The organism is Microbacterium sp. Bi128 (assembly GCF_918698205.1).
In genome coordinates, this window is sequence record NZ_CAKKMM010001165.1 from 1 (window position 1) to 1,626 (window position 1,626).

Consider the following 1,626-nt stretch of genomic DNA (forward strand, 5'->3'; position numbering starts at 1 on the left):
TTGCCCCTGACGGCCACCCGGGTCACCGGCATCGTGTCCCGCGGCGGTTCCATCATGGCTGGCTGGTGCCTGGCGCACCACCGGGAGAACTTTCTGTACACCCACTTCGATGAGCTGTGCGAGATCTTCGCCCGCTACGACGTCGCGTTCTCCCTGGGCGACGGGCTGAGGCCGGGCGCGACGGCGGATGCCAACGACGCGGCACAGTTCGCCGAACTGGACACCCTGGCCGAGCTCACGCAGCGGGCCTGGGACTTCGACGTGCAAGTCATGGTGGAGGGCCCCGGGCATGTGCCCTTCCACCTCGTCCGGGAAAACGTGGAGCGCCAGCAGGAACTCTGCAAGGGCGCCCCGTTTTACACACTCGGGCCGCTCGTCACGGACATCGCACCGGGCTATGACCACATCACCTCGGCGATCGGCGCCACCGAGATCGCCCGCTACGGCACTGCCATGCTCTGCTACGTCACGCCCAAGGAACACCTCGGGCTGCCGAACAAGGACGATGTGAAGACGGGCGTGATCACTTACAAGATCGCCGCCCATGCCGCGGACCTCGCCAAGGGCCACCCCGGCGCGCACGAACGCGACGATGCCCTGTCCAAGGCAAGGTTCGAGTTCCGCTGGCGGGACCAGTTCGCGCTGTGAGAGGCTTCCCGCGGAGCCGGCCAAGACAGCCCACTTCTGCTCGATGTGCGGTCCGAAGTTCTGCTCCATGCGGATCAGCCAGGACATCCGGGACGAATACGGATCAGCAGATTCGCAGGCGGCCCTAGCGCAGATGGCGGCCGGAATGCGGGCGAAGAGCAACGAGTTCCTCGCCTCGGGCGGCAAGGTCTACCTGCCGCAGCCCTCGGTGGGAGAACCCGCAGCTTCCTAGGACGCCCGGGCGTGCTGGTGCCGGCTGACCTCGGCAATGTAGGAGCGGATGGCCCGGTCCCCTTCGGCTGAATCCTGGGGCCGGTGCCCTCCCGGCGCCGTGCGGTGCAGGGCGCCGGTCTCGCGCAGGTAGCCGGCGATTTCCTCATACAGCGGTTCCCAGCCGCCGGTCAGGACCAGGGTCGGCACGCCCGGCACGATCTGCAGCGGGGCTTCCCACGGCGGCGCCTGCAGGCGGAGCCGGCGCGCAGCCCGGAGGGCCTCCGGCGTCGTGGCCCCGGGGGCGTCCGCCGCGAACGCGCGGCGGATGAACTCTCGCTGGAAGTCGTCGTCGCTGAGGTTGTGGCGGACGTCGAAGAGCGGCTGCATCAGGGCCCGGTGCGCGGCGGTGGCCGGGAGCTCCGCGGTCAGGGACAGGCAGGCCGGTTCCACCAGGGTCAGCGACTGGACGAGGTCGGGCCGTTCGACGGCGGCCATCATCGCAGCGATCGCGCCCTGCGAATGGGCCACGACATGGCCGCCGGCCTCGCCGCGGCCGTCGTCTGCCAGCGAGGCGAGCACGATGGCGGCGTCGGCGGCGAAGCTGGATTCGAGCGGTTCCGCGACGGCGTCAAACCCGTGCCGCCGCAGGAACAGGGCGTCGTAGTCCAGCGCCATTCCGTGCTGTTTTGGCCACGCGGCGGCGCCGAAGCTGCCGTCCCCGTGGACGAAGACTACGCGCTGCTTGAACATTGTCTAACCCTATGG

1 protein-coding gene and 1 pseudogene are annotated in these 1,626 nt (G+C 69.2%); one reads left to right on the forward strand and one right to left on the reverse strand.

All coding sequences use genetic code 11. From position 1 onward, the window contains the following. A pseudogene (locus LQV45_RS30865) lies at nt 1-880 on the forward strand (phosphomethylpyrimidine synthase ThiC); the annotation flags it as partial. Here the strand turns inward: LQV45_RS30865 and LQV45_RS30870 are convergent. Continuing rightward, nucleotides 877-1,611 carry an alpha/beta fold hydrolase gene (locus tag LQV45_RS30870; RefSeq protein WP_230011099.1) on the reverse strand — a complete coding sequence of 245 codons (735 nt, stop codon included), beginning with the start codon at nt 1,609-1,611 and terminating at the stop codon, nt 877-879. The pseudogene LQV45_RS30865 and the gene LQV45_RS30870 overlap by 4 nt on opposite strands. Between the last annotated feature and the right edge of the window lie 15 nt (nt 1,612-1,626).

What these genes read in the sequence shown, in the direction of transcription:
- LQV45_RS30870 (WP_230011099.1), bottom strand. Translation starts at nt 1,611, where the DNA reads ATGTTCAAGCAGCGCGTAGTCTTCGTCCACGGGGACGGCAGCTTCGGC.